The 21,513-nt window shown below is 50.3% G+C and carries 22 protein-coding genes; 8 read left to right on the top strand and 14 right to left on the bottom strand.

The window, feature by feature from the left end; translation table 11 throughout:
- Positions 1 to 55 precede the first annotated feature (55 nt).
- Entirely contained in the window at positions 56 to 1,294 is a 1,239-nt protein-coding gene (locus FS806_RS00600) for an MFS transporter (protein WP_144932111.1), read from the bottom strand.
- 201 nt (positions 1,295 to 1,495) lie between these two features.
- Here FS806_RS00600 and FS806_RS00605 point away from each other — a divergent pair, with 201 nt between their 5' ends.
- Both FS806_RS00605 and FS806_RS00610 read left to right on the top strand, forming a co-directional pair.
- A complete protein-coding gene (locus FS806_RS00605; protein WP_144932113.1) occupies positions 1,496 to 1,918 on the top strand; it encodes a MarR family winged helix-turn-helix transcriptional regulator in 423 nt (140 codons plus the stop codon).
- Positions 1,919 to 2,019: 101 nt separating this feature from the next.
- Positions 2,020 to 2,742, top strand: a complete 723-nt coding sequence (locus FS806_RS00610; RefSeq protein WP_144932116.1) for a DsbA family oxidoreductase — start codon at positions 2,020 to 2,022, stop codon at positions 2,740 to 2,742.
- Positions 2,743 to 2,825: 83 nt separating this feature from the next.
- On the opposite strand, the gene nrdR is transcribed toward FS806_RS00610, so the two are convergent.
- Positions 2,826 to 3,305 carry a transcriptional regulator NrdR gene (gene nrdR, locus FS806_RS00615; protein ID WP_144932118.1) on the bottom strand — a complete coding sequence of 160 codons (480 nt, stop codon included), beginning with the start codon at positions 3,303 to 3,305 and terminating at the stop codon, positions 2,826 to 2,828.
- A 119-nt stretch (positions 3,306 to 3,424) separates the two neighbouring features.
- Between nrdR and FS806_RS00620 the strand changes: the two genes are divergently transcribed.
- Positions 3,425 to 3,649 (top strand): alpha/beta-type small acid-soluble spore protein, encoded by a 225-nt coding sequence (locus FS806_RS00620; protein WP_144932120.1) that lies wholly within the window; start codon positions 3,425 to 3,427, stop codon positions 3,647 to 3,649.
- 68 nt (positions 3,650 to 3,717) lie between these two features.
- Here the strand turns inward: FS806_RS00620 and FS806_RS00625 are convergent, their stop codons facing one another.
- The 5 genes from FS806_RS00625 to polA form a co-directional block, all read right to left on the bottom strand.
- Entirely contained in the window at positions 3,718 to 4,290 is a 573-nt protein-coding gene (locus tag FS806_RS00625; protein WP_144932122.1) for a lytic transglycosylase domain-containing protein, read from the bottom strand.
- Positions 4,290 to 4,883: a dephospho-CoA kinase gene (coaE, locus tag FS806_RS00630; protein ID WP_144932124.1), complete on the bottom strand. Its 594-nt coding sequence runs from the start codon at positions 4,881 to 4,883 to the stop codon at positions 4,290 to 4,292. The genes FS806_RS00625 and coaE overlap by 1 nt, the downstream gene beginning before the upstream one ends.
- Before the next feature lie 107 nt (positions 4,884 to 4,990).
- Positions 4,991 to 5,674, bottom strand: coding sequence for a sporulation membrane protein YtaF (ytaF, locus tag FS806_RS00635; protein WP_144932126.1), 684 nt, complete (start codon positions 5,672 to 5,674; stop codon positions 4,991 to 4,993).
- A gap of 199 nt (positions 5,675 to 5,873) precedes the next feature.
- Complete coding sequence (mutM, locus tag FS806_RS00640) at positions 5,874 to 6,722, bottom strand: DNA-formamidopyrimidine glycosylase (protein WP_144932128.1); 849 nt, start codon at positions 6,720 to 6,722, stop codon at positions 5,874 to 5,876.
- Positions 6,723 to 6,798: 76 nt separating this feature from the next.
- Complete coding sequence (gene polA, locus FS806_RS00645; RefSeq protein ID WP_144932130.1) at positions 6,799 to 9,444, bottom strand: DNA polymerase I; 2,646 nt, start codon at positions 9,442 to 9,444, stop codon at positions 6,799 to 6,801.
- A gap of 140 nt (positions 9,445 to 9,584) precedes the next feature.
- Here polA and FS806_RS00650 point away from each other — a divergent pair, with 140 nt between their 5' ends.
- On the top strand, positions 9,585 to 10,334 hold the full coding sequence (locus tag FS806_RS00650; protein WP_144932132.1) for an HAD family hydrolase: 750 nt from the start codon (positions 9,585 to 9,587) through the stop codon (positions 10,332 to 10,334).
- A gap of 10 nt (positions 10,335 to 10,344) precedes the next feature.
- Here FS806_RS00650 and phoU read toward each other — a convergent pair whose 3' ends face one another.
- The 5 genes from phoU to FS806_RS00675 form a co-directional block, all read right to left on the bottom strand.
- On the bottom strand, positions 10,345 to 11,004 hold the full coding sequence (gene phoU, locus FS806_RS00655) for a phosphate signaling complex protein PhoU (protein ID WP_144932134.1): 660 nt from the start codon (positions 11,002 to 11,004) through the stop codon (positions 10,345 to 10,347).
- A 34-nt stretch (positions 11,005 to 11,038) separates the two neighbouring features.
- A complete protein-coding gene (gene pstB / locus FS806_RS00660; protein WP_144932136.1) occupies positions 11,039 to 11,800 on the bottom strand; it encodes a phosphate ABC transporter ATP-binding protein PstB in 762 nt (253 codons plus the stop codon).
- Positions 11,801 to 11,803: 3 nt separating this feature from the next.
- Positions 11,804 to 12,664, bottom strand: a complete 861-nt coding sequence (pstA, locus tag FS806_RS00665; protein ID WP_144932138.1) for a phosphate ABC transporter permease PstA — start codon at positions 12,662 to 12,664, stop codon at positions 11,804 to 11,806.
- Positions 12,661 to 13,503, bottom strand: a complete 843-nt coding sequence (gene pstC / locus FS806_RS00670) for a phosphate ABC transporter permease subunit PstC (RefSeq protein WP_144932250.1) — start codon at positions 13,501 to 13,503, stop codon at positions 12,661 to 12,663. Before pstC ends, pstA begins: the two co-directional genes overlap by 4 nt.
- Positions 13,504 to 14,046: 543 nt before the next feature.
- Positions 14,047 to 14,958, bottom strand: a complete 912-nt coding sequence (locus FS806_RS00675; protein WP_144932140.1) for a phosphate ABC transporter substrate-binding protein — start codon at positions 14,956 to 14,958, stop codon at positions 14,047 to 14,049.
- Between the two features lie 208 nt (positions 14,959 to 15,166).
- On the opposite strand from FS806_RS00675, the gene FS806_RS00680 reads away from it, so the two are divergent.
- The 4 genes from FS806_RS00680 (at position 15,167) to cydS (ending at position 19,360) form a co-directional block, all read left to right on the top strand.
- Positions 15,167 to 16,399, top strand: coding sequence for a LysM peptidoglycan-binding domain-containing protein (locus tag FS806_RS00680; RefSeq protein ID WP_144932142.1), 1,233 nt, complete (start codon positions 15,167 to 15,169; stop codon positions 16,397 to 16,399).
- 488 nt (positions 16,400 to 16,887) lie between these two features.
- Positions 16,888 to 18,234, top strand: a complete 1,347-nt coding sequence (locus tag FS806_RS00685) for a cytochrome ubiquinol oxidase subunit I (RefSeq protein WP_144932144.1) — start codon at positions 16,888 to 16,890, stop codon at positions 18,232 to 18,234.
- The gene (locus FS806_RS00690) at positions 18,231 to 19,256 is read left to right on the top strand and encodes a cytochrome d ubiquinol oxidase subunit II (protein WP_144932146.1); all 1,026 of its coding nucleotides are present in this window, start codon (positions 18,231 to 18,233) and stop codon (positions 19,254 to 19,256) included. Before FS806_RS00685 ends, FS806_RS00690 begins: the two co-directional genes overlap by 4 nt.
- Positions 19,257 to 19,261: 5 nt before the next feature.
- On the top strand, positions 19,262 to 19,360 hold the full coding sequence (gene cydS / locus FS806_RS27050; protein ID WP_379288667.1) for a cytochrome bd oxidase small subunit CydS family protein: 99 nt from the start codon (positions 19,262 to 19,264) through the stop codon (positions 19,358 to 19,360).
- A gap of 129 nt (positions 19,361 to 19,489) precedes the next feature.
- On the opposite strand, the gene FS806_RS00695 is transcribed toward cydS, so the two are convergent.
- Both FS806_RS00695 and FS806_RS00700 read right to left on the bottom strand, forming a co-directional pair.
- On the bottom strand, positions 19,490 to 20,479 hold the full coding sequence (locus FS806_RS00695) for a Gfo/Idh/MocA family protein (protein WP_260981922.1): 990 nt from the start codon (positions 20,477 to 20,479) through the stop codon (positions 19,490 to 19,492).
- A gap of 254 nt (positions 20,480 to 20,733) precedes the next feature.
- The gene (locus FS806_RS00700) at positions 20,734 to 21,453 is read right to left on the bottom strand and encodes a response regulator transcription factor (protein WP_144932148.1); all 720 of its coding nucleotides are present in this window, start codon (positions 21,451 to 21,453) and stop codon (positions 20,734 to 20,736) included.
- Positions 21,454 to 21,513 lie beyond the last annotated feature (60 nt).

The following is a 21,513-nucleotide window of genomic DNA, read 5'->3' on the forward strand; positions in this document are numbered from 1 at the left end:
CATTGAAAAAAAGGGCTGCAAAGACAAAAAGCAGCCCTTTTGAAATATTGGAAAATTAATGACCGGATTCCATATCGTCAACATGGTTGAGGTGCTTTCGGTTTGCCAGCACAAAGAAAACGGACAGCACTACGAAAACCGCACCTACTACGAAAGGAACATGGGGATTGTACCATTCCGCGAGCTTTCCTGCCAGGAACGGCGCAACCGCCCCGCCAAGAAAACGAAGGAAACTGTATACGGCGGACGCGGTGGAACGTTCGACAGGAGCGGCATTCATTACCGCCGTGGTGATGAGTGTGTTATTGTTCCCCAACAGGGCTCCGGCGATGATAACGGCCGCGATGATTAACCACTGAGTAGAAGTCCAGATGCCCATGGCCAGCAGGTCTACGCCAAACAAGATCAGCATGGCACACATGGATTTAATCGTTCCGAACCTCTGCTGCAGCCTCGGCGCCATAAATACCGATGTTATTGCCAACAATAAGCCCCATCCCAAAAATACATAGCCTAATCCCCGTTCACTCAAGCCCATAACGAATGGCGCGTAAGCCAGTAATGTAAAGAAACCGAAATTATACAGGCAAGCCGTTACTCCAAGAACGACAAGAGATCGATGTTTCATTGCCCGGAACGGATCGAGCAGTGAGGTTTTTGGAAGCTTCCCGGCCTGCGGTACCTGGGATTTCGGCATAAGAATAAGCAGGCTGACGAAAGCAATGACCATCAACCCGGCCACTCCCAGGAAGGGTCCTCTCCAAGAAATGGAACCGAGCTCGCCGCCAAGCAGCGGACCTATCGAAATGCCTAGTCCAATCGCCGCTTCGTACAAAATAATAGCTTTAGCCGTACCGGATTTGGACAAAGTAACAATCGCGGTCAGAGCCGTCGCGACAAACAGCGCGTTGCCCAGCCCCCAGCCTCCCCTCAAACCGATAAGAGGCCATATTCCATTAGAGAGGCCGCCGAGACAGGAGAAAATTGCGATAATTACTATACCGGCGAGCAGTGTCAGCTTGATTCCGAGCCTCGATGAGATAGCTCCCGTTATTAACATGGCAACCGCCATGACCGCATTATAGCTTGTAAAAAGCAAAGAGACTTCACTGGGGGTTGCTTCCAACTGATCGGCAATAGCCAGCAAAATCGGGTCTATCAGGCCTAAGCCCATGAAAGCAATAATACATGCGAAAAATACCGCCCAAACCGCCTTGGGCTGTTTAAGAAGGCTCCCCTCTTCATAAAGAGGCGCATTGGATGAACTGCCTTCTGTCGAATTCTGATATGACATATACCTGTTCCTCTCCGATTAAAGTTAAATTTCAAAGAAAACAAAATAAGTTGTATAATGAAACTACATTATTGTATTATACAACTATATATTTTCATGTCAATAAACCTGCTTTCATTAGCTGTAATTTGAAAAAATGAACCATTATGCTACCATGAGTATGAGCATTAAGCAGCTTCTGTTGTGAGGTGATACAAAAAATTGGACCCGAGATCGTTGGAAACTATAGAGCTGGAGCTGGCTATTCTGGTTCGTCATATCAATTCCATTGCGTCTGACAAGAAAATCGGAACCCTCGACCGGTCCGCATACCTGTTATTGCATCAAATTTCTGCTCACGGTTCCGCCGGCGTCAAGGCTCTCGCAGACGAATTCCGGTTGGATATTTCCACAGTCAGCAGGCAAGCTGCGGCCCTGGAGCAGAAGGGATACATCTATAGAACTCCAGACCCCCAAGATCGAAGATCCTTCTCTCTGCAAATTACGGATTTGGGAGCCAAGGAACTGGATGAAAGCAAGCGGGCTAGATTAGCAAGGGTAACGGAAAAATTGAAGGATTGGTCCGATGAAGATTGCCATACCTTCGGAAAATTGTTGACCAAATTCAACCGTACCTTCGTCTAATCCTTGTTAAGATCTGTCAGGAATAATCCAATTGGTGCTATAATTTAGTTTTCACCGCATGTGCATACTTATTATTATCAAAATTTGGAGGTTAGAAAAAAATGAAAGTGGAAATTTGGTCGGATTATGTATGTCCGTTCTGTTACATCGGCAAGCGCCGGTTCGAAGCCGGGCTGCAGCAGTTTGCCAATAAGGAATCGGTAGAAGTGATTTATAGGAGCTTTGAATTGGATCCCAATGCCAGCCGTGACGGCAATCCGAGCGTATATGACATGCTTGCGGCCAAGTATGGAATGAGCCGTGATCAGGCCATTGCCAATACGAACCAAATAGCGCAGCAAGCCAAGGCGGTCGGCCTTGATTTCTACTTCGACCGCACGATCCAGACCAATACCTTCGATGCTCATCGTCTGACTCATTACGCGGCTTCCCAAGGCAAGAATAAAGAGTTGACCGAGCGATTGCTGAAAGCTCACTTTACCGATGGGCTGCACGTCGGCCATCATGAAACATTGGCAGACTTGGCCGCAGAGGTCGGCCTGGATCGCGAGGAGGCCCTTCGGGTTCTGAATGACAGCAGCAAGTATGCCGATGAAGTGCGAAATGATGAACGGGAAGCAAGCCAGATTGGCGTAAGGGGCGTTCCTTTCTTCGTGATTAATCGTAAATACGCGGTATCCGGGGCACAGCCAAGTGAAGTGTTCCTGGAGGCATTGCAGAAAGCCTGGGGTGAAGAGAATCCGCTTACCGTCATCGGCGGATCAGAGGACAGTGCGGCATGCACGGATGCCGGTTGTGTTCTACCGGAAGAGAGAAACTCCTAATTTGTTTAATCCGGGATGAGTTCTGCTCTTTATACAAAAAAATAACGCGACTCGCGTAAATTACCCGTGTCCGCGTTATTTATTCAGGGGGCATCGTTAGGATCCGGCTGGTGCTTAGTCAGGATCTGGTTCAGTTCTTTCATAAACATGTTAATATCTTTAAATTGCCGGTAAACTGAAGCGAAGCGAACGTAGGCCACCTCATCCACAGGATAGAGCTGGTTCATCAGAATCTCGCCAATTTCCCGGCTTTCTACTTCATTGCGGGCTGTATTCCGAATCTGTTTCTCCACTTCGGAAACCATCTTCTCCAATGTTTCCATGGAAACTGGCCTTTTCTCACAAGCGCGGATCAAGCCTCTTAAAATTTTCTCGCGGTTAAATTCTTCCCTGCTTCCATCCTTCTTGATGACGACTAGCGGTGTTTCCTCCACCATCTCGAACGTTGTAAAGCGGCGGAAGCATTTCTCGCATTCTCTGCGCCGGCGAATCGATTTATTCTCGTTAGCGGCTCGCGAATCTAATACTTTAGTGCCCGAATGATCACAAAATGGACATTTCAACTTGAGTCCCTCCTTCTTCCCGTTCTCCCATTTGCGATTCTTCTTACCAGACGTTCCCTGTTATGATCCCAAACAAAGCGCACATAATAGAATTACCAACCGACAAGGAGGTGAACAACATGGCACAAGGACAATCTCGGAGCAGCAACCAATTGGTTGTTCCTCAAGCTAACGCTGCATTGGATCAATTAAAATACGAAGTAGCTCAGGAACTGGGTATCGCCATTCCTCAAGACGGTTACATGGGTAACATGGCTACTCGTGATGCAGGTGCAATCGGAGGTCATATCACCCGTCGTCTGGTACAAATCGCTGAGCAACAACTGTCTGGCGGTAACCATTAAGGAATTCTTTAGTCTTGTACCTCATGCATCGGCGAGCTCCTTACGGAGCTTGTCCGATGCTTTCAATATTACCTTTCTTTAGCGTAGATTTCCATATACTTCTTATAATAATAGTCGACAGAGCTGACATATTTTTTAGTTTCGCGGAATGGAATACGATCCACGTCCTGCAAGGTTCCGTCCCAAATTCCGCTTTCCTTCCACTTCTTCACATTGCCCTGCCCCGCGTTGTATGCAGCCAATACCTCAAATCGATTATTGTTAAAATATTCAAACAAGAAATTCAGATATCTCGTGCCTGCCTGAATATTAAGCTCCGGATTTCGCAAATCTTTGAAATCATACGTGCTAAATCCTTCCTTCTCCAATATCCAGTCGGCCGTGTCCGGCATTAGCTGCATCAGCCCGACAGCACCTTTCTTCGATTCCGCATCGGGATTAAAGTTGCTTTCCACCCGGATAATGGCGGCTACCAAATAAGGGTCCAATCCGTTCTGCTCCGCAAACTGAAAAATTTCCTTCTGGTAGTGAATCGGATGAACGAGCTTGCCAAGCCAATTGCTGTTGTAGAATAAGACAACGATCACTACAATAAATGAAAGTACGAACCATAACCGGCTTCGCTTCCGTCTTCTTTTCATCAGAGCCCCTTTCCTTCTATAAAGTGGTCAATTTGTCGTATCGTATCCGTCAAGCTTCCCTCATTGTTAATAACAATGTCGGCCAGCTCTTTTTTCTTCTCGATATCCATCTGAGCGTTTAGTCTCTGCTCCGCCTGTGCTGCGTTAATTCCGTCCCGCGCCATCAGTCTCTCCAATTGCTTTGAACGGGGAACATAGACCACCATTACCTGCTCGAACATATGCTGAAGACCGGATTCATAGAGAAGCGGCACATCCACAACGACCAATCGGCCGGGATCCGTATCCTCCGCCTCCTGCATTCTTTGTTTCATACCCAATCGGATTTGCGGATGCAGCAAGCCCTCCAGATCTTTGCGCGCTGCGTCATCCGCAAATACGATTTCTCCAAGCTTCTTGCGGTTCAGGGAACCGTCCGGATTAAGAATAGCTTGTCCGAAACGGTTCGCAACCTGCTCCAACAGCTCGGTTCCGGGAAGCACTACCTCCCGGGCAATCCGATCTGCATCAACCAATACCGCTCCCCGCTCAACAAGTATAGAGGCTACGGTTGATTTGCCGCTGGCTATTCCTCCAGTCAAACCTATATTCATAAAAGCTGCACTCCCAATAATAGTCTATAAACACAGTAATATAAGACAAATCCCGTTGCTTCATATATAACCTTCGGCCTGTGTCTTACCCGCCCATCTCGGTCTTTTCAAAACAGCTTGGAAATCCCCATCATAATTAAAAAACAACCTGGCAGCAGCGATAATTTCCGCATCCAGCCAAACCCCGCAAAACGCAAGCCCGCATAAAGCCCCGCGGCAATAAACAGACCGCTGGAAATAGCGATAACCGCAGAAGTGACATAAGGATTATAGCCTAATAACGCCGCTCCTATACCCGCCCCGAAAGCGTCCAGAGACAAAGCCAGGCCAAGCAAGGCCGCTTCTGAGGGGGAGATGACCCCGGAACGGTCCAAATCAGCGGCCGAAGGGGTTTTTAAAATTTGGATGACCAGCCCCAACCGTTTGAGTTCAATCCTGACAATGGCTTTATTTACATGGGCAGATGAAGAGACCGCCGGCTCATGCTCCGGTTTTCCGGAATCGGAATTTTCGTTGGACTCGTCTTTTTTGGACAGCATTTGATATAAAGACCAGATTCCAATGCCGATCAGAATGAAGGCTCCTAGCGCACTGGCTGCTGACGGGGAAAATAGCCGGGACAGCAAGCCCCCTATTTGCATGGATAGAAGAATGGTCAACCCGGAGCAAATAGCAATGATTATTATGGAGAAGGCCTGGATTCTGATCCGTCTCAAACCATATGTAATCCCTACACCGAACCCATCCAAGCTTACAGCTAATGCCAATATGATTAATGATGTCGCCATCATCCCTGCATCCCTCCCGTGAAGACCGCCCGCCTGACGGGACCTTTCCTATTCCGGGAATAAAGTCCTCGGTTAGGCGAGTCAGTTTCATCATATGGGAGAAGCCGTTATTCTGTGCATGCCCGGGATACAGGGCCCACTGCATGCTTATCGCAGGAATGGACGGATACCGAAGCGGGAAGCAGGCCCGTCTCCGGTCTGTTTATCGGCGGACTTTGCGCCTTTTTAACGGTTGGCACGAAGGACAGTAATGCGTCCCTCTTCCTCCAAGAACGGTTTTGGCAACAAGCTGTCCGCATTCGTTGCAGGGCATATCCTTACGGCCATAAACATTCAAACTCTGCTGAAACATGCCCATTTCTCCTTGGCCGTTGACATACGATTTGATAGAGGACCCGCCGGCACTCACCGCTTCCTGAAGCGTCTCTATGATCGCTTCATGCAGCCGGAGCAATTCTTTACGTGTGAGGGAATCCGCCGTTCGTTCCGGATGAATACCGGCCCTGAACAAGGCTTCATCCGCATAGATATTGCCTATTCCTGCAATCCGTTCCTGATTCAGCAGCAGCGGCTTGATTTTCGTGGAGCGAGGAGAAATTTGCTCACGGAACGCCTCGAACGTAAACTCGGGACCGAGCGGCTCTAGTCCAAGCTTATGCAAGGGAGGCTGGACAAATTCTTCTCCGGGGGAGAATAAATGCATCGTTCCGAATTGCCGCACATCCTTGTAGCGCAGCTCCGTACCGTCATCAAAATGAAAAATAACATGCGTATGCTTCTCTACCGGTTCATCCGATTGGTAGAGACCATAGCGCCCCTCCATCCGCAAGTGGGAGACGAGAACAAGACCGTCCAGAAGAAAACGGATGAACTTCCCTCTCCGCTCAATATTGTGTATAGACCTTCCCCTCAGAATGGCACAGAACTCATCCGGGTCGGACGGCCGCTGTATAATACGCGCCAAATGGACGCTGACTTCGTTGATGTTCTTTCCTTTAACGAGCTTGTTTAATGTTTGAACTACAGTTTCTACCTCTGGAAGCTCTGGCATCTTGTTCACCTCCGGCCATTCAGTTCTTCACATTACTGAGCATACCTCAACACCGGGGCGATTGCCACCCGGCCGGCTACTTGGCCTCGTACCAGTTCCTTCCGCAGCTTACATCGGCCCGCAGCGGTACGTCCAGATTAATCGCTTTTTCCATCATTTCAGGAACCAGCTGCTTCATAGTCTCCAATTCATTATCAGGCACCTCGAACACCAGCTCGTCATGAACCTGCAGCAGCATGCGGCTGGCCAGCTTCTCCCGCTTCAAGCGGTCGGCGATCTGGACCATGGCCAGCTTGATAATATCCGCTGCCGTCCCTTGGATCGGCGTGTTCATGGCGGTGCGTTCCGCGAAGGAGCGAAGATTGTAGTTGGACGCATTAATTTCCGGCAAATAACGGCGCCTCTGGAGAAGGGTCGTTACGAAGCCGTCCTTGCGGGCTTTCATTACAATCTCTTCCATATATCGGCGAACCCCCTGGAAGACGGAAAAATACTGCTCGATAAACCGGGCCGCTTCCGCTCGGGTAATATCCAAATTTTGCGATAGTCCGTAATCGCTGATTCCATATACAATTCCGAAATTAACGGCCTTCGCAGAGCGGCGCATGTTGGAATCCACGTCTTCCTCAGCAACTCCGAATACGTCCATTGCCGTCTTGGTATGAATGTCCATATTATGATGGAAAGCTTCCATCAGCTTCTCGTCCTGCGAAATATGAGCGAGCACCCGCAGCTCAATCTGCGAGTAGTCGGCCGCGAGAATAGACCAGCCGGGTTCCGACGGAACGAAGACTTTACGGATTTTGCGGCCTTCCTCCAGCCGGATGGGAATGTTCTGCAGGTTCGGGTATTGGCTGCTGAGTCTGCCGGTGGCTGCAATCGTTTGTTTATAATAAGTGTGAATTTTTCCGGTCTGTTCGTTAACTTCTTTTAACAGCCCCTCAATATAAGTTGACTGGAGCTTGGCCAGTTGGCGGTAATTAAGCAAATGCTGCACAATTTCGTGGCGCGAAGCCAGCTTCTCCAGCACTTCCGCATCGGTGGAATAACCGGTTTTCGTTTTTTTGATCACGGGAAGCTGCAGCTTGTCAAACAGAACCTCGCCCAGCTGCTTGGGAGAGTTGATATTGAATTCTCCTCCGGCCAAGTCATAGATGGTCTTCATTAAATCCTGGATGCGCTCATTCAGCTCGACCCCAAGCGTCCTCAGCTCTTCCGAGTGTACGAGAATTCCTTGCTTCTCCATCCCGGCCAGCACGGCGGACAGAGGAAGCTCAAGCTCATGGAACAGCTTGGCCATCTCGCTGTCCTCCAGAGCTTTCTCCAGAACCGGGGTTACCCTGGCGATCACTTCCGCTTTGCGCCCAAGATGGTTATTCAGCGTCTCCGAATCCGGCAGCTTGAATTTAGCCCCCTTGCCGTACACCGCTTCGTCTTCCTTCAGCCCACCGACGGAAAATTTGGAGGCAATAGCGGCTAACGTATGGCTCGCTTCCGTCGGATCCAGCAAATAACCGGCGAGCTGCACATCGAACGAGCAGCCTCGCAGCTCTATGCCTTGCCAGGACAGCGCCACATCCGCCCGATGCACATCGTACGATGCCACCTTCTTCGAAGGGTCGGACAACCAAGCGCGAATCGGCGCCCCTTCCTCCGACAGAATCACATCGAGAGGAGCATAATAGGCGGTCTCTCCGTCATAGAAGGAAATGCCGACCACTTCCGCATAATGCGGATTGTCCCCGATCACTTCCACATAGATGGCGCTTACCGTCTTCAGCTTGTCCGCGAAGGCAGCGGCGGCTGACGTATCCACCCATTGGCATTCAAGCTCCTCAGCCGGCTCTTCTCCCGCTTCCTCGGCGGTGAAATCCATCTTATCCAGCAAAGATTTGAATTCCAGCTTCTGGAACATAGAAGCGAGTGCTTGTCCCTCGCTTCCGGAGTACGCCATCTCGTCCAAGGTCAACTCCATCGGGACCTCCCGGAAGATGGTGGCCAACTCCTTGCTCATCCGGGCATCCTCCGCATGAGTCTTAACCTTCTCCTGCATCTTGCCCTTCAATTCGTCCGCATGGGCAAGCACTTCTTCCACACTGCCATATTGATGAAGCAGCTTGAGCGCGGTCTTCTCTCCCACACCGGGAATTCCCGGTATATTATCGGAGGAATCGCCCATCAGACCCTTCAAATCAATAATTTGCAGAGGCTTAAGACCGTACTTCTCCTCAATGGCTGCAGGATCGTACAATTCTACCTCGCTTATGCCCTTGCGCGTCAGGGCGATAGTGACCTGCGGGGATGCCAGCTGCAGCATGTCCTTATCCCCGGTAACTACCAGCACGTTAATGCCCTGTTCATCCGCTTGACGGGTCAGGGTTCCGATAATATCGTCCGCTTCGTATCCTTCCAGTTCAAATTGAGTGATTCCGAAGGCTTGGAGCAGCTCTTTGAGCAGGGGAAACTGCTCGGACAGCTCAGGCGGCGTCTTCGCTCTTCCGCCTTTATATTCTTTATAATCTTTATGTCTGAACGTAACCTTGCCGGCATCGAAGGCGACCATGAAATGCGTCGGCTGCTGCTCCTCGATCAATTTGAGCAGCATGGTCGTAAATCCGTAGACGGCATTGGTGTGCAGTCCGCTCGAATTGGTCAACAAGGGTAAAGCGTAGAAAGCGCGGTTGGCAATGCTATTACCATCAATTAATATTAATTTGCTCATGCGCACACACCCCATTATTCATTCTTATTTCATCATAGCATACGATAGACAGGGCATGAAAGCGGCAGGATAAATTAGTTGAAGCCCGCATAGGGATAGAGTGAGCAGTTACAAAATTCGACGCCCGAGGTGAACGTTAATTGAAACGTTTATTTACGCCGGAGAGGAAGAGGGTCATCTTCTTCGATATGAATCAAACCTTGCTTGACCCCGACTCGGCCTATAACGAAAGCTTCATCGAAGTGCTGCAGGAATACACAGACCGTTGGTTTTCCGTTGAGAGAGATGGGATAGCCAGGCAGGCGCTGGCGAAGTTTCACTCCGAATACAAATCGAGAGCCGGCTCCAAAAAACGTACCTCCGCTTCCCGTCTGCAGTTAAGGCAAAGCTCTCTTGCCGCTGCTTTGAAACCGCTCCCTCTCCCTCAGGAGCCATCCTTTATTCAATCCTTGCTGCAGCGGATCGACGCAAGAGCGCAGCAATCGCCCAAGCTGTTTCCGGGAGTTCTCGATACTTTGGAATACTTGGCTCCCCGCTATCGGCTGGCCATCATCAGCAACGGCCGGCGAGAGAAGCAGGAGCGGCATTTAACCGCTCTCGGGCTGGACAAATTTTTCCCTCCCGAACACTTATTCACTTCCCAGCAGAAAGATAAGCGCAAGCCCCATGCGGCTATCTTCGTCCATGCCATGCAGGCTATGAAGGTCACTCCCAAACAGGCGCTTATGGTCGGGAATTCATGGCCCAACGATGTAATCGGTGCGCTCCGTGCCGGTATGGATGCGATCTGGTTAAATCCCGGGCATAAAGACAAAAGCTCCCTCAGAAAAATAGGGAGCAAAAAAGTAGCCGTTATTCGTAAACTCGAACAATTGACAGTGCTGCTGTAATCTGACCGGATTACAAATTGAGATCTTTGCGCTTGCCGGTGACCAGATAAATGACTCCTTCTCCGATATTGGTCGCATGATCGGCTACCCGTTCCAAATAATTGGCGACCAGAAGAAGGTGGATCCATTGCCGGTTCGATGAAGGTTCCTTGCCCAGCATGCCGGTAATTTCCTGGAGCATGGAGCTGTAGATATGGTCGACAACATCATCCTGCTCGGCCAGGGCGGCCGCACGCTGGATATCTCTCTCGGTAAAGGCCAGCAAGCTGTCCTTGACCATCCCCATGGCGGCTTCGGCCATCCTTGGAATGTCGACGAGCGGTTTGACCAGCTTCTCACCGGACAATCGAAGCGTAACCTTGGCGATATCGACCGCATGATCGGCAATCCGTTCCAAATCGATGGCGATCTTCAGCGTCATGCCAATAATTCTTAAATCCGTAGCCATAGGCTGCTGCAGGGCGATAAGCCGTAAACAGCGCTCTTCAATTCTCATCATCATATCATCGATCGAATCGTCGCGGCTCACAGTCTCCTTCGCTTTCCGCTCATCCAGATCGGTCAAGGATTGAACAGCCTGTTGGATCTGCTGCTCGACCTCGTTCCCCATCTTCATCAGATATCGCTGCAATTCAGCCAACGATTGCCGGTAATTCGGGCGAGTATCCATTTCTTCTCCCTCCTAAATTTCCTCCGCCGGTCCTTTAGCCGAATCGGCCAGTGATATAATCTTCCGTACGCTGATCTCCCGGGGCCGTAAACATTTTGTCGGTTTTGTCCGTCTCCACCAAATACCCGTTCAGGAAAAATGAAGTATAATCGGAAATCCGGGCGGCCTGCTGCATGTTGTGAGTAACAATGATAATGGTGTACCGTTCTTTCAGATTTTGCGTCAATTCTTCCACCTTCAAGGTGGAAATCGGATCGAGGGCCGAGGTCGGCTCATCCATCAACAGAACGTCCGGTTCCACTGCCAGCAGACGGGCAATGCACAGCCTCTGCTGCTGTCCTCCGGACAAGCCCAGCGCGGATTTGTGCAAACGGTCCTTGACCTCATCCCATAGAGCCGCCTGCTTCAGACTGCGCTCCACAATTTCGTTAAGGACAGCCTTCTTCTTCGTTCCGTGAATTCGCGGTCCATAAGCCACATTATCAAATATGCTCATGGGAAAAGGATTCGGCCGCTGGAAAACCATCCCCACCCGCTTGCGCAAGGAGACGACATCGGTGTCCGGCGAGTAAATATTACGGCCGTCAACCTTGACTTCCCCGGTTATTTTGACGCCCTCAATAAGGTCGTTCATCCGGTTCAGCGTCCGCAGGAAGGTGGATTTCCCGCAGCCGGAAGGCCCGATCAAGGCACAAATCGAATTTTCCGGAATGTTCATTTCAATATCGTACAAAGCCTGGTTTGTTCCATAATGCAAATTTAATCGTTCCACTTTGATTTTCTCTGTTTGACCCACCGGTTATTTCCCTCCTGACAGCCTTTTTTGCAGTATTCGGCTTGGAATGGCTATGAGCAAATTAAATACCAATACGATAATTACGAGCAGCGCGGCGCTCGCTTTAGCTATTTCTTTAGCATCCGGAGCGAGCGAGCTGGAACCGGAATACCACAGATGAAGCGCCAAGGTTTCCCCCATCACCAACGGGTTGAAATCGGGAAAGGTTCGCGAAACCGACAGCCCCGCTGTATAGATCAATAACGCGGTTTCCCCAAGCGCCCGGCCCGATACAAGGGTAATCCCGGTTATAAGCCCGGGCAGGGAAGCCGGGATAAGCACCTTGCGGATCGCCTGCCAGCGTGTGGAGCCTAACGCCAGCGAGGCTTCCCAGTAGGATTCCGGGACGGAACGAATGGCTTCCTCCGTCACCCGCACCAATACGGGAAGGTTCAGCAGCGACAGTGTAAGCGCCCCCGCCAGGATGGAAAATTTCAGACCCATCAGGCTGACGAACAACAGCGCCCCGAACAGCCCGAAGACTATCGACGGAACAGAGGACAGTGCCTCGACGGATATGCGGACCAGCTCCGTAAATTTATTTTTCTTAGCGTATACGGCCAGGTATATTCCGGCTCCGACCCCAATCGGGAGCGAGAACGCCAGAGACAGGAACAGAATGTAGAAGGAGTTGAACAATTGGGGACCTACTCCCCCTCCCGCCATCATTTCCGAAGGCTTACCGGTCACGAAGCTCCAGGAAATATGAGGCAGCCCGTCACCCAGAATCCGAATCAGAAACCAGGCCAGAATGGCAACGATCACGATCCCCATCACCCAAAAATAGACGGTCGCAATACGATCGGTTGTTTTGCTAAGCTTCAACGCAGTTCACTCCTTTTGGCGACGACTCGGATAATGATGATCAGCAGCATGGAAATGACGAGCAGGACCAGCGCCATCATATAGAGCGCGTTGTTCCAGGCCGTGCCGTAGAACGTGTTGCCCATATCTTTTACAATCGCGGTCGTCAATACGGTTGTGGAATCGAGCAGCGATCCGGGCATTTTAGGCGAGTTACCGATGACCATGAAGACAGCCATAGTTTCTCCGATAGCCCGCCCCATTCCGAGAATAATGGCAGTCAGTATCCCCGGCCTGGCTGCGGGAAGCAGCACCTTCCAGATGGTTTGCCAGCGGGTGGCTCCCAGCGCCAGGGACGCCTCTTCCAGCCTGCCCGGCAAGCTGCGGATAGCATCCTCGGAGATGGATAGAATAGTAGGAAGGATCATGACGGCCAGAATAATAGCTGCTGGCAGTATACCGTATCCCGCACCTCCGAACGTTTTGCCCAGGAAAGGAACGAGCACCGTCAGTCCGATCAGTCCGTATACGACCGATGGAATTCCGACGAACAAGTCGGCTGCCGGCCTCATCAGTTCCCTCATCCATTTCGGAGCGATCTTGGCCATGAACACCGCTCCTGACAAGGCAATCGGCACGGACAGGATGACCGACAGCAGAGTCAACAGCAAGGTGCTGAACAGGAAGGACAGAATACCGAACTTGGGAGTATCCGATAACGGACTCCAGTCCGTAGACAGAAAAAGCTGTGCGAAAGAGACATCTTTAAACACCTGTGTTCCTTGAAAGCCTACGAACAATATAATTGAAAAAATGATAACGGAGACTAAAGAAGCGCTAACGATAAACAGCCACCTCATCACCGTGTCCTTACTGTTCTGGTTATGGGTCCAGCGAGCCGTGCCGCCGCTCTCCGGTGCAACGGACTTAACCTCCTCCAACTTGTCCTCTATTTTGTAAGCCAAATGATAATCCCCCTTCGTACATCTCGATCAGATGTCCCGGCAAATCTTTTTTTCAAGTAATTTCATCATAAGGGAACTATGTTAGAGGAGAATCAAGCTTTTGTTAACGCATTGTAAAAATGAGCCCCAACCCTCTCTTTGTTTCGCCGCTGCCCTTCAATCTTTATGAAATATATAAAAAAAGCTTCCAACGTATCCCTATAATCCCCCACAAAGTGACGCGCAGCCTTCGAAGCTTATTCCGGGTACTTTGCGGGGAGCCCTGTAAAATATCCCACAAAATGACGCATGGCCTTCGAAGCGTATTCCGGTACTTTGCGGGGAGCCCCGAACTTTAAAAAAGGCTGCCATAACAGGAATTGCTCCTTCATCAAAACAGCCAAACGATCCTTCACAAAAGAAGAACCGTTTGGCCTGAAAGTTTCGGAATGATCGCTATTATTTCAACAGGTTGGCCGGCAGAAATCCAAGCTTCTCCACCTTTTCATTCTGGAATTCATCGCTCATGATATAATCCAGGAAGGCTTTCGTGGCTCCTTCCGGCTGTCCTTTCGTATACATGTGCTCCTCTCCATAAAGCTTATAGGTGCCGTCCTTGATAGTCTCTTTGGAAAACGCGACACCGTCGATTTTCAGAGCCTTGACCTGATCGTTCAAGTAAGGTGTATCAACATAGCCGATAGACGCTTCGGTCGAAGCAACCGCTTCTACGACCGTCTTGCTGGAATCCTGGGTAACTCCCTCTTTGGAAAATTCCTGCCCGTCGAGAATCAGCTTGCGAATGATTTTACGGGAACCGGAGCTGTCCTGACGGTGAACGAGCACGATTGGCTTGTCCTCCCCGCCAACTTCCTTCCAGTTCGTGATTTTCCCCATGTAAATGTCCGCCGCCTGCTGCTTCGTCAAATTGTCGACCGTTACGTCCTTATGAACAATAAGTGCGAACGGAGCGATCGCTACGATATGATCTATCAGAATATCTTTATACTGCTCGTCGGCCTCTACGTCCGAATTTCCGATATGCGACGTTCCGTCCGCCACATTCTTGACTCCGGTTCCGGAACCTCCGCCGGTCACGTTGATGGTTACCTTCTCATGCTTCGCCATAAAATCTTCCGCCGCTTGCTTAACGAGGGGCAGGAGAGCCGTTGATCCGGAGGAAGTCACCATGCCGCTGATTTCCGGATTTTTATCCGGCTCATTCGCTTGTGCCGTTGCCGTCGGGGATGGGCTTGGATTCGCTCCCGCGTTACCCGCCGGTTCTTTGCCGCCGCATCCGGCCAATAATCCTACTGCCAGGACGGCAGATAAAGCCAAGCTTAAACCTTTTTTCGTCACCTTTTTAAACATTCATGAGTCCTCCCTTTTTAAAAATGCTCTTCGTTCTTAACAATTCCATCGTAACAACGGTTTGTTAATGGAAAACAATCGTTTCGTTAAGCGAATGTAAAATCTTCTGGCAAGCCCAAATGGGCGGGCGATTGAACCAGTTCATGAATTCGCACATATAATGGCCTATATTTAAAAAACAAACAGAAATGATTGGGAGGATCGATTCATGAGTGCTTCATTTGAGTCATCGACGACACAAGGTTTTGACGAAAGACAGTTTTTCCCGTTTTTCAGTCCGTTCTTTTTTCCGCGCCGCTTCTTTCCATTCTTCTTCCTGACCCCGTTCTTCTTCCCGTTTTTCCGTGAGGACGATGAGAGGAATGAAAGCTTCTACACTCAGCATATGTGTGAGGACGGAGACACCTTAGGAAGGCTGGCGGAAACCTACAACGTTCCGGCACAAATCATTAGCACGATGAACCCTCATCTTAAAGGTTCACAGACTTTAAGCGCCGGTCAGGTCGTAGGCATCCCCAAACTTCACAGCATGCATACCGAGACATTATATAAGGAACAAACGGCACCGTACTCGGCGATGTCCAACGCACCTGCACAGGTGATGCCTTATCAGGCGGCGCCGAATATCGGTCCGCTGCAAACCGGCGGGAAGTCCAAATCCCCGGGTTATCCCGGACTTCATGGCCTTGCCGAAGAGGGAGGCTTCCATCCTTATTCGATGCCCTATGAAACATATGGTGCGCCTGGATACACCCCTACCATAATGCCGTATGGTCAAGAGCCGGATGATTTCGGCCATCACAATGTGATGCCGTTCTCCGCTAACATGCAGGCCGCAGGTCAGCCCAATGTCATGCCGTTCTCCGCTAATATGCAGGCCGCAGGTCAGCCCAATGTCATGCCGTTCTCCGCTAATATGCAGGCCGCAGGTCAGCCCAATGTCATGCCGTTCTCCGCTAACATGCAGGCTACTGGTCAGCCCAATGTGATGCCGTTCTCCGCTAACATGCAGGCTGCCGGCCAATCCAATGTGAAGCCTTACTCGGCTAACATGCAGGCCGCCGGGCTTCCCAATGTGATGCCGTACTCGGCTAACGTGCAGGCCGCCGGGCTTCCCAATGTGATGCCGCACTCGGCTAACGTGCAGGCCGCAGGACTGCCCCATTTCATGCCGTACGAGGCTAACGTGCAGGCCGCAGGACTGCCCCATTTCATGCCGTACGAGGCTAACATGCAGGCCGCAGGATTGCCCAATTTCATGCCGTACGAGGCTAACATGCAGGCCGCAGGACTGCCAAACGTTATGCCCTACGGACTTGGCGCCCATGCGGAATCCAAATCCGGTAAAACGGCCTTTGGATTGGGCGAGGAAGAAATTTCATCGTTCCAGCCTTTCGGCACCCCTACAATTTACGAATCCGACAAAAAACGTTCGGAATAAGCGTTTATAAATCGAGTGTCAATAAACGGCCTGCAATCTTCGCATGCACTGACAAAAGCAAAGAAGCCAAAGGTTTCCCCCGGCTTCTTTGCTTTTCCTTGTTCCCGTACATCTGGTGGAACCGACCGACTATTTCTGTTGCGCCTATGGACAAGTACCCGTCTCCAGTGAAGACATTCCCCGGCATCAATGACACTTGCCAATCTGCTTCCGAATACCTGTGTCACCAAGCTGCCATGCAATATTCATCAGTTTGTAAACAAGTTGACATGAACTCCTCACAATATATGTGAAAAAGATCACACTTTTCAGCTTAATATATAGATAAGAGGATTAATTCTGGCTAATGGAAAGGAAGAAGCCGAATGAACCATTATAAAAAACAGGAAAAAAAGCTGATCGTACTGTGCATCATCACCGCTTCCGTTATGCTGCTGGCCTTATTGAGAAGATTATTCTGACCCTGACGGGAGAAAGGAGTTCACGCCATGTTTGCAAATGATCCGGCTTTATACAGCAGAATTCTTACGGCTTTAACACTCGGTTTCCATATTATATTCGCAACGGTCGGCGTCGGGGTGCCTCTCATGATCGCTCTTGCCGAGTGGACGGGCATCCGCCGCAAGGACCCCCATTATATTTTACTTGCCAGACGCTGGGCCCGGGGATTTGTCATTACGGTAGCGATCGGCGTTGTAACCGGAACAGCTATCGGGCTGCAACTGAGCTTGCTGTGGCCGAGCTTCATGCAGGTTGCCGGCCAGGTTATTTCTTTGCCGTTGTTCATGGAGACATTTGCTTTCTTCTTTGAAGCGATTTTCTTAGGAATTTATCTGTATACATGGGACAGGTTCAAATCCCGCTTCACTCATTTCCTGCTCGTCATTCCGGTTGTCATCGGTTCTTCTGCTTCGGCTTTCTTTATCACGACCGTCAATTCGTTCATGAATACACCGCAAGGGTTTACGCTTCAAGACAACAAGCTTGTGGACATTCAGCCGTTGGCGGCCATGTTCAATCCGGCCACACCGACTAAGGTCTCCCATGTCCTGTCGTCCGCCTATATGACCAGCGCTTTTATTCTCGCTGCGATAGCGGCTTTCTCCCTGTTGAAGAAACGGGATCACGTCTACTATAAAAAAGCATTAAATCTGACGATGACAGCGGCGTTTATTTTCTCCATTTCGACGGCGGTGATCGGTGATTTCTCAGGTAAATTTCTCGCCAAATACCAGCCGGAGAAGCTCGCTGCGGCCGAATGGCATTTTGAAACTATCGAAAAGGCTCCCCTCATATTAGGGGGTATTCTCACGGAAGATAATCAGGTCAAATACGCCATTGAGATTCCTTATGCTCTCAGCATACTGGCTCATGGCATGCCGAACACCGAAGTGATCGGCTTGAACGATTTTCCGGAAGACGAGCGCCCGCCGCTCTATATTCACTATTTGTTCGACGGAATGGTTATGATCGGCGTCTTCCTCGCCTTGATCTCCTGCGTTTATATGGTTCTGCAGTACAAAAAATCGTGGAACCCGCATCGCCGTACCTTGCTGAGGCTCATCGTGGCCAGCGGCCCGTTAGCCATCCTGGCTATCGAATTCGGCTGGATCTTCGCGGAAGTCGGACGTCAGCCCTGGATCTTGCGAGGATATATGAAAACGGTGGAAGGAGCTACGACATCCGAGCACGTAGGAACTATGCTTATATTGTTCAGCTTATTGTATCTTGTACTGGCTATAACCTGCATTAAGGTGCTGAGAAAGCTGTTCCGCAACCACCCGGCTGAGAAAGAGCTGGAGGAGGGCGCGGCAGAAGGAGGTTATCTTCAATGAGCTACGAAGTTGTAGGGATAACCGTTTTGTGGATTTTTTTGTTCGGATATCTGATCGTGGCTTCCATCGATTTCGGGGCCGGCTTCTTCAGCTATTCCAGTATGATTACGGGCAAGAGGCATATTATCCAAGGGGTTATTGAACGCTATTTATCTCCCGTATGGGAAGTCACCAATGTGTTTCTCGTCTTTTTCTTCGTTGGCATTATCGGTTTTTTCCCGGACACGGCTTATTATTTCGGAACGGCTCTGCTGCTTCCGGGAAGCATCGCGATTATTCTGCTGGCCATTCGCGGATCTTATTACGCCTTCGGCACCTACGGAGCCAGGAACAGCCGGATTTACGCCTTTCTCTATGGCGCTACGGGGCTTCTTATCCCGGCCTCGCTTTCGACCGTGCTGACGATCTCCGAGGGAGGCTATATCTCCGTAGTCGACGGAAAAATTACTTTCCTGTACAACAAGCTGTTCCTGAGCCCTTATTCATGGGCCGTCGTGATGCTGGCCATCGTCAGCGTCTTGTATATCTCGGCAACATTCCTGACCTATTATGCTTCCAGAGCGAAGGATGATGCCGCTCTCGGCATCCTGCGTAAATATGCCCTTGCCTGGAGCATGCCGACGATACTTGCCAGCCTGTTCGTTTTCTTCTTTATCAGCCAACACAATCCGGAGCATTTTAACAGAATGGTCGATCTGTCGTGGATGTTCGTCCTATCGTTCCTTTGTTTTCTCGTCGTTTTCTTCTTTCTGTGGAAAGGGCGCAGGTATGGAACGGCATTTATCTTTGTCATCCTGCAATACGCCTTCGCTTTCTTCGGATACGGGGCGGCCCACTTGCCTTACCTGTTGTATCCGTACATTACGATTTACGACGGATTTACTAACGAAACGATGGCCATTGCCTTGATTGTCGCCTTCATTGCCGGATTGGTTCTGCTGATTCCTTCGTTGTTCCTGATCATGCGGTTGTTTCTGTTCGACAGCAAATATGTGCAAGGAAAAACCTCGAAGAAAGGATGATTGGGATGGACTTCTTTCTAATCATGATCGCGCCTCCTCTGGTGATTGTCATTTCTATTATCATCTTGTTTCTCTGGGGGCCGCATTTTAAACCTAAAGAATAAGTAACTGCAGAAAAACCGGCCTTAGCCTGACGGCAGGGCCGGTTTATTATTTTGAGTTTATAGTGTCGTATCAAGTGCATGTGCTCCCAAATCGATTAACGCGCCGCGCCGCTTCCTGTTAAGCCGACATCATTTAGCGGTATCGTTAAGGTAAATGCGGGTCCGCTCCTCATTGGCACGAAATAATGCATCCATAATCGTCATTTGCTGGATGGCGTCCTCGACGGAATAAGGAACGGGACGGCCGTTCAATATGGCATCGGCAAAGCCTTGGACCTGATGGACATAAGGCTGAATCCTGTCCGAAGTCCACTGGCGTTCCATACCGGAATACTCCGCTGTCAGAGTGACGCTCTCCGGTTGAACGCGGGAATTCAACGATAGTCTTCCCCTCGTTCCATACAGCTCGAAGCCGGAGCCGTTGGCCATATCGAAGGCAGCGCTGCAATGGGCGACTCTCCCGTCGGGATAATACAAGGTGCCGATAAAACGGGTATCCACTCCGGTAGAAGACATGACCATATGACATTCAACCGCTTCCGGCTCTGCCCCCATCAGAAAGCGGCTCCAAGCTATCGGATAGCAGCCTATGTCATACAAAGCGCCTCCGCCCCATTCGCGCACCCAACGGGTGCTGTCCGACGGAGCCATAAATGAGAAATGGCTGCACATCATTCCGAGATCGCCGATAACTCCTTCTTCAAGCAAAGCTTTGACACCATGATATGCTTCCTGAAATCGCCAAGAATGCGCTTCCATAATCTGCACTCCGTTAGCTTTGGCGGTGTCGGCGACTTCCTTCGCTTCCCGTGCATTTAGCGTGAACGGCTTCTCCAGCAGCACGTGCTTCCCCGCTTGCAGCGCATCAATCGCCCATTCTTTATGTAGATGATTTAATAAAGCAATATAGACCGCATCAATGTCCGGATCTTCGATCAATTCCCGGTAGCTGTTGTACCGGTGTTCGAGCCCGTATTTCTCCGCGGCCTCCCGCCCCGTTTCAGCATGGCGTCCGGCTATGCCTAACCATTCGCTATTCGCGGCCTTGTGAATGGCCACTCCCGCCTTGGAAATAATCTTACCGGTTCCCAGTACACCCCATCGCAATTTACGCATCATCACGGCCTCCTCTATTTAAAAATACCTTCAACCATGATCTTGCCTGCATCTCTTAATAGATCCATCCCATTGCGGGCATAACATAAGCCCATACAGTGACGTATGCCTTCGCAGCTTATTCCGTCCGCACTCCAACGGATTCGGAGTTTAAAAATGGAACATTTCTCCAATAACGTGGTAAATTAAGTGTACTTATGCTATTATTATCGGCCTCGCTTCTTGGAGAAGTTCGTCAGTACTTTGTGTGGAAATACTCAGTGGGTCTTCTCTTTTCGGGCGACTAATTTATAGCCGACACCGCGAATGGATTCAATCTGTACCGATTGCTGATTCATCTCAAGCTTCTTGCGCAAGGAGCTGACATGGACGTCAACCGTTCGCTGTCCTCCGATGTAATCGAAGCCCCATACGGCATTCATCAGATCATCGCGGGTAATGACGACCCCCGGCCTCTGCACCAAATACAGCAGCACTTCGAATTCCTTCGGACGAAGGGTGATAGGCTCCCCGTGCAGGACCACCTCATATTTCTCCGGGTAGATGGCCAACTCTCCCACGCGGATTATCTTCTCCCCGTTATTTTCCTGGCTGACGCCGGAGCCCTCATTCCCGGTCCTCCGCAGCACAGCTGACACCCTGGCCAATAGCTCCGCGACTCCGAAAGGCTTCGTAATGTAATCGTCCGCGCCATACTTCAGGCCCTGAACAACCTCTTCTTCCGCGTTGCGGGCGGTCAATATGATGATCGGCGTACGAATTCCGTGCTGGCGAAGCCTGGACAAAATTTCGAAGCCGTTCATCCCCGGCAGCATAATATCGAGGACGATCAAATCATGCAAACCGTGCAGCGCTGTCCTCAACCCTTCACTGCCGTGGTCCGCCAATTGAACCTCATAGCCTTCCTGCGACAGATTGTAGGACAGCAGTCTGGCCAGCGTGGGTTCATCTTCTATGATTAATATTTTATGAGTCATTCCAGAACCCATCCCCCATTCGTCAAACGTCCAACTGATTCCATTATAGCTTGAACGGCA

Origin of the sequence: Paenibacillus sp. 32O-W, from assembly GCF_007679495.1 — a bacterium.
In the GTDB taxonomy this organism is placed as follows: Bacteria; Bacillota; Bacilli; order Paenibacillales; family NBRC-103111; genus Paenibacillus_L; species Paenibacillus_L residui.